This window comes from Paraclostridium sp. (assembly GCF_051656405.1).
GTDB lineage: Bacteria > Bacillota > Clostridia > Peptostreptococcales > Peptostreptococcaceae > Paraclostridium.
This window is the reverse complement of record NZ_JBOGBV010000065.1, coordinates 63,272-69,442: the sequence shown is the minus strand read 5'-3', so window position 1 is coordinate 69,442 and position 6,171 is coordinate 63,272. Positions and strand designations below refer to the sequence as shown.

Annotated in this window: 7 protein-coding genes; 6 read left to right on the top strand and 1 reads right to left on the bottom strand. The window is 26.6% G+C overall.

Annotated elements, in window-relative coordinates; all coding sequences use genetic code 11:
* The 4 genes from ACRDDE_RS09775 to ACRDDE_RS09760 form a co-directional block, all read left to right on the top strand.
* On the top strand, positions 1–829 hold an 829-nt coding region (locus ACRDDE_RS09775), incomplete at its 5' end, for a WD40/YVTN/BNR-like repeat-containing protein (protein WP_438627072.1).
* Between the two features lie 232 nt (positions 830–1,061).
* The gene (locus tag ACRDDE_RS09770) at positions 1,062–1,418 is read left to right on the top strand and encodes a phage holin family protein (protein WP_114543667.1); all 357 of its coding nucleotides are present in this window, start codon (positions 1,062–1,064) and stop codon (positions 1,416–1,418) included.
* A gap of 157 nt (positions 1,419–1,575) precedes the next feature.
* The gene (locus ACRDDE_RS09765; protein ID WP_438627071.1) at positions 1,576–2,016 is read left to right on the top strand and encodes a MarR family winged helix-turn-helix transcriptional regulator; all 441 of its coding nucleotides are present in this window, start codon (positions 1,576–1,578) and stop codon (positions 2,014–2,016) included.
* A 16-nt stretch (positions 2,017–2,032) separates the two neighbouring features.
* Entirely contained in the window at positions 2,033–3,394 is a 1,362-nt protein-coding gene (locus ACRDDE_RS09760) for an MATE family efflux transporter (RefSeq protein WP_438627070.1), read from the top strand.
* A gap of 57 nt (positions 3,395–3,451) precedes the next feature.
* Here ACRDDE_RS09760 and ACRDDE_RS09755 read toward each other — a convergent pair whose 3' ends face one another.
* Positions 3,452–4,126 carry a zinc-ribbon domain-containing protein gene (locus ACRDDE_RS09755; protein ID WP_438627069.1) on the bottom strand — a complete coding sequence of 225 codons (675 nt, stop codon included), beginning with the start codon at positions 4,124–4,126 and terminating at the stop codon, positions 3,452–3,454.
* A 276-nt stretch (positions 4,127–4,402) separates the two neighbouring features.
* Here ACRDDE_RS09755 and ACRDDE_RS09750 point away from each other — a divergent pair, with 276 nt between their 5' ends.
* Together ACRDDE_RS09750 and ACRDDE_RS09745 are read left to right on the top strand one after the other, a co-directional pair.
* Entirely contained in the window at positions 4,403–5,458 is a 1,056-nt protein-coding gene (locus ACRDDE_RS09750; protein WP_438627068.1) for an ABC transporter substrate-binding protein, read from the top strand.
* Positions 5,459–5,640: 182 nt separating this feature from the next.
* Entirely contained in the window at positions 5,641–6,048 is a 408-nt protein-coding gene (locus ACRDDE_RS09745; RefSeq protein ID WP_438627067.1) for a bacteriohemerythrin, read from the top strand.
* Positions 6,049–6,171 lie beyond the last annotated feature (123 nt).

Below are 6,171 nucleotides of genomic sequence, written 5' to 3'. Positions count from 1 at the left end.
TAAATATAACTATGATAAATTATTAAACCCATTAATCGAAACAGTTAAAGTTATTCCGGTTAAGGAAACTGTTGATAAGTGGAATCAAGGTAGTTATGGATTAGTTTACTATGGAAAAAGAAATTGGGGATATAATTCGAATGGAATTATTAATATCAATGAAAAGGGAGAATTATCAGGTATTGAGCAAACAGATTCTAAAATTGTGGGATACACTGTATCTTTGTTTACTCCAGGTAACGAAGGCATAACTCCTGCTAGATATAATTTAGTAAACAATTCAAGTTGGAGCAAATCATGTTTACTTCATCAGCCAGAAGATTATGAGCAGGAATCGGGAGGAGTAGATAAAAGTAAAGAAGAATTTTACCTAACGAAAGAAGTAGGCTATAAAGCTAATTTAGTAGATAAAGCATTAGGCAGTAGTTTATACTCACTTAGCAAGACTACAGATTCGGGTAAAATATGGGAAATTATAAATGAAAATCCTTTTAATGGAACAATCGGAAGTGTTGGAGGAATTAAGTTTATAAATGATAATATTGGATTTATAACTACAATAAGACCTTCTGGTACCGAAGGGTCGTTATATCGTACAGATGATGGAGGCGTATCCTTTAAACTTGTAGAATATCCTATACAGGAAGTAACATTAGATAATGGAGGAGTTATAAAGCCATTTGATATGCCAGACATACCTTATGAGAAGGATGGAGTTTTATATATGTCAATTGGACAAGGTCCAGATGGAGATTACAAAGGAAATACCGAATCTCTTTACAAATCAAAAAATCAAGGTGAAACTTGGGAATTTGTAAAGCTGAATTAAAAAAATTATATTATGAATTTCAGAAAAACGTACTTATAATAAGTACGTTTTTTATGCAAAAAAAAATTGAAAATTAAAATTTATAAACTATGTAAGGGATATTTTAAAATAGAGTGGTTAATATATGATTATAAAGTAGAAAAATAAAAATAGCATAAATTTAATTATTTATATCTACTTTATTATTTGTAAAAATTAATAAAAAATTACTTTATTCGAAGGAGTGACTTTTATGGTACATGAAAACGGTAATGATAGTAGTATAATGAGATGGCTAGGGAGATTCCTATTAGTTGCAGTTATTTTAGTTATAACATCATTTGTAACACCAGGGTTTACAATAAATGGGATATGGTCATTTTTATTAGCAGCTGTTGTAATTTCGGTATTAGATTATTTAGTAGAAATGTTTATGGGAGTGGATGCATCTCCTTTTGGAAAAGGAATAAAAGGATTTTTAATAGCAGCAATAATAATATATGCAGCTCAATTTTTAGTGCCTAATATGGGAGTATCTATTATAGGAGCTTTATTAGCAGCTGTAGTTATAGGGATTTTAGATGCTATATTCCCTACAAGAGCTATGTAAATAAAATATTAAAATAAAAAACACTAACTAACTCAGTTAGTGTTTTTTATTTTAATATAAATAGTTTTAAATAAAACTTTTTGTTTAAGCCTTGTTTATGGTGGTATATAATAAAAAGCAAGATAGTTTTATTTAAAACTAATAAAGGGGAGCGCTTATGAAAAATTTAAATTTTATAGAAAACTTAATGATTATACACCATTTTACAAAAAATGTATTTAAATACTCGGCAATAAAAGAATTAGATTCTAATCTTAATGAAACACATGCAAAAATTTTATTGTTTGTTCATAAACATGAACATAAACAAATGAGTAAAATTAATGAATTTATAGGAATTCAAAAAGGGGCATTTACAACATCGGTGGATATTTTAATTGATAACGGATATGTAGTAAAAGTTAAATCAAAAAAAGATAAGAGATTTACAAATCTAGAATTAACTCAAAAAGGTGAACAAATTGCAGTTGAGTTAGAAGAAAATTTATATAAAAGTATAAATGATATGTTTGATAATATGGAAAATGAAGAGAGAAAAGAAATAAATGAAGCTTTAAATACACTATCAAGATTTTGTATAAAAAATAGAAGAAAGTGACAAATAGGAGGACGAAATGGAAGATAAAAAAATTAGACTTTTAAGAGATGAAAAAGTTTCAAAAGCTATACTAAAATTATCAATACCTATGGTTATGGGGATGATGATTCAAGTTTTATATAATCTAGTGGATACTTACTTTATAGGAATGTTAAATGATGCAAATCAGTTAGCAGCAGCAAATATATCTCTTCCTGTATTTATGATGCTTATGGCTATTGCAGGAATTGTAGGATCAGGATCGTCTTCATATATATCAAGATGTTTAGGAAATAAGGATTATGAAGAAGCTAATAAGACTATATCAATAGCGACTGGTATTTTGATTATAATGAGTATAATCGTTATGATAGCAGGAATATTTATGTCTCCTAATATTGCAAAAGGATTAGGGGCAAATGATGCTACTTTTAATTATACGTATAAGTATATAGTTATAATGTTTATTGGAGCAATTCCTGTAATGTGTAGTTATGCATTAGGTCAACTTTTAAGATCAGAAGGAAATATAATGCAATCTGTAATAGGTCTTGCATTAGGAACTGTTGTAAATATAGTTTTAGATCCAGTTTTTATATTTGGATTTAAGATGGAGATAACTGGAGCTGCTATAGCTACTATAATAGGGCAAACATCAACTTTAATTTATTTTACTTATGCATTTTTAAAAGGAAAAACTACTTTAAAAATAAATTTAAAGAAATTCAAATACGATAAGAATATATTTAAAGAAATATTTACAATAGGAGTTCCCGCATCACTAAATCAAATGTTAATGGGTGTAGCAACTGTTATTGTAAATAATATAGCTGTAGGGTATGGAACATTAACTGTTGCAGGTATGGGAGTTGCTATGAAAATAATGACTATAGGAACATTTGTATTTATGGGATTCTCTGCTGGATGCCAACCATTAGTTGGGTATAACTATGGATGTAATAATATTACTAGAGTTAAAGAAATTATTAAAAAAGGCATAATAATAACTTCTATAATAGGATTAAGCTTAGCTTTAATATTTGGGGTATTTGCTAATTCTTTAATAGGATTATTTACAAATGAACCTGAGGTTATAAACAAAGGAGCTATCATACTTAGAGCTCTAATTATATCACTTCCTTTTGTAGGAGGTCAGATGATATCTACAACTTCAGCTCAATCTATGGGTAAAGTTGTTGTAGCATTTATATTATCTATATCAAGACAAGGATTATTATATATGCCTCTCTTAATCATATTAAACAAAGTATTTGGTTTTTCAGGATTTATTTATGCTCAACCTATAACTGATATGATTATGCTAACATTCTCATCTATTTTATTATTTAAAGTGATGCCTAAAGAGAATGATAGTTACGAATTAAAAGAAGAAATTTAATATATATTAAAAAAAGGGTTATGCTATAAATTTTTATAGCATAACCCTTTTTATTAACTAATAATAATATGGACTAGACATTATAGACAATGTAACTCCAAAGAATATAAGTATAAATAATAATATAGGAACTAAGAATGTTAAAACAATTGGTAATACTAAATTAGTACCACCCTTAGATAATAGTACTCTATGTTTTATATCTTCTTTAAGTCCATCGACAGAACTTAATTGTTTTTGGACATGTTTTAAATATAAGCTATTCCCATATAAACCACATACAATATTTGTACCTATATTTAAAATCCAACCTAGGAATGGTATAAATGCAAATATTGTATTAGCTATTATTAATCCAACTCCATATCCATACATTTTTCTATAGAATAGCCAATTTGATGTAAGAAAGAATGATGCCCAGTTCCAAGATATACTTTTTTCTAATTCTTGCATTTCTTTAAATTTGGGTATGTAATACTCAGTATTTTTTTGAATGAAATTTATCATATCATCATTTTCCCAATCTGCCTTTAAAGAACCATCCCCACTTATATCAGTAAACTTTTTATAAGTTTCATTGTTAGTAATAGTATCTTTAATATTTGTGGTAGCATCTTTTATTGAATCTTCAATAGACTTTAAACTATTTCCACAGTTTGAACAAAACTTATCTGATGATAAATTTTTATGTCCACATTTAGAACAAAATACAGTTTCATTATTTTTTTCCATTGTAGTCCTCCTTATAAAATTTATTTTCGACCTAAAAATTAAATAATTTCCCCTATAAAACATATTTCACAGGATAATAACCTTATTAGACCTATGTTAACAAAACAGTTTAGATTATAATATAAAAAATTATTATTTTCAATAATAAATACCCATAAAGTGGAATTAAAAATTTAATATGAATATTAATTAATTAAAAACTGCAAAGTAAAGAAGATTGACTATTTACAGTTTGGGGTATTAGAATAATCTTATATTAAAGGAAAGGATTAAAGTATGAAAAAAATATTTAAATTATTAAGCTTATCAATTTGTATTTTATTGATTGGAGCATTTTTTGTTGGATGCAGCAAAGATTCATCTGAACAAATAAGTTTTCTTAATTATGGAGAAAACATAGACAAAGAAACAGTAAAAGAATTTGAAAAAAAATATGGCATAAAGGTTAACGTTGAGACATTTGACGATATGGAAACAATGTATCAAAAAATTAGCAAAGGTGGAGTTAAATACGATGTTATTTTAGTATCTGATGCTTTAATGCCAAGAATGATTAAAAAAGGACTTATACAAGAATTAAATAAAGACAATATACCTAATATATCTCAAATGGATAAAGATTATTTAAACCTTCAAATAGATCCAGGAAATAAATATTCAGTACCTTATATGTTTGGAACAGTAGGTATTATTTATAATAAAGATGTAGTTAAGGAAAAAGTAGATAGCTGGGATATTTTATGGGATGAAAAATATAAAGATAAAGTATTTATGTTTGATACTTATAGAGATACTATGGGAGCTGCTTTAAAGAAACTTGGATACTCTTTAAACTCAAAAAATCCAAAAGAAATAGAAGAAGCTAAAGAATTGTTGATAAAACAAAGAGAAACAGTAAATCCGATATATGGTGTTGATAATGGAACTACAATGATTCCATCGGGTGAGTCTGATATAAATATGATATGGTCAGGAGAAGGTTTAAATCTTCAAGATGAGAATCCTAATTTAGTTTATGTAGTTCCTAAAGAAGGAGCAAATTTTTGGATAGACAGTTTATGTATACCTAAAAATGCTGAGAATGTTGAAGGAGCAGAGAAATTTATAAACTTTGTTAGTGACAAAGAAAGTGCATTAAGAATAGCTGATGAAATTGGATATACTACTCCAAATAAAGAAGCTAGATTAGCTCAATCAGATAATGTGAAAAACAACCCAAATGCATATATGCCTAAAGAAATAATGGATAGATGTGAAATTTACGAAGATTTTCCAATGGATGTTAAAAAAATATATGATAATGCATGGGTAAATATAAAATCAGATAATTAATAAAAAAAGATATTTGAATAGATCTTTTTTTATGATTATATTATTGTTAAATTTAATTTTATGCAAATTTAAAATAGATATTTTCTATATGAATTTTGATTATGGCAATAGATTTAAAAATTAAAAAATGATATAATTTACTAAAAATTACCAAAATAAGCAAAGGATTGCGAGGAGACAAAATGGCATATAAATGGACTGATGATTTACTAACTGGTAATATACAAATTGATACAGAGCATAAAGAATTAATAAAAGCAATAAATGATTTACTAGAAGCTTGTAGTAAAGGTAAGGGTAGAGCTGAATTAGAAAAAACAGTAAAATTTTTATCTTCTTATACTAGAACGCATTTTGGACATGAAGAAGTTTTACAGAAAAAATATAATTATCCTGATTACAATAATCATAAAAAGTATCATCAACACTTTATCGATACTGTTGATAATATACAGAAAAAGCTTTTATCAGAAGGCCCAAGTATTGTTTTAGTAGGTGAAATTAATAGTAAGGTTGCTAATTGGATAATTAGTCATATAAAAAGAGAAGACGTAAAGGTTGCAGCACATATAAGAAACAATTCTAAATAATTAAAAGGAGGAGTGTATTATTAAAAAATATACATCCTCCTTTTTAATGATATTAGTAGCTTATATTATGTAGATTTATATCATGATATAATATTTACAGTAAAGTGAATAGAAATACAGTTT

Excerpts from the sequence above, each read along its gene's own strand:
- ACRDDE_RS09770 (WP_114543667.1), top strand. The coding sequence starts at position 1,062 with ATGGTACATGAAAACGGTAATGATAGTAGTATAATGAGATGGCTAGGG.
- ACRDDE_RS09765 (WP_438627071.1), top strand. The coding sequence starts at position 1,576 with ATGAAAAATTTAAATTTTATAGAAAACTTAATGATTATACACCATTTT.
- ACRDDE_RS09760 (WP_438627070.1), top strand. The coding sequence starts at position 2,033 with ATGGAAGATAAAAAAATTAGACTTTTAAGAGATGAAAAAGTTTCAAAA.
- ACRDDE_RS09755 (WP_438627069.1), bottom strand. The coding sequence starts at position 4,126 with ATGGAAAAAAATAATGAAACTGTATTTTGTTCTAAATGTGGACATAAA.
- ACRDDE_RS09750 (WP_438627068.1), top strand. The coding sequence starts at position 4,403 with ATGAAAAAAATATTTAAATTATTAAGCTTATCAATTTGTATTTTATTG.
- ACRDDE_RS09745 (WP_438627067.1), top strand. The coding sequence starts at position 5,641 with ATGGCATATAAATGGACTGATGATTTACTAACTGGTAATATACAAATT.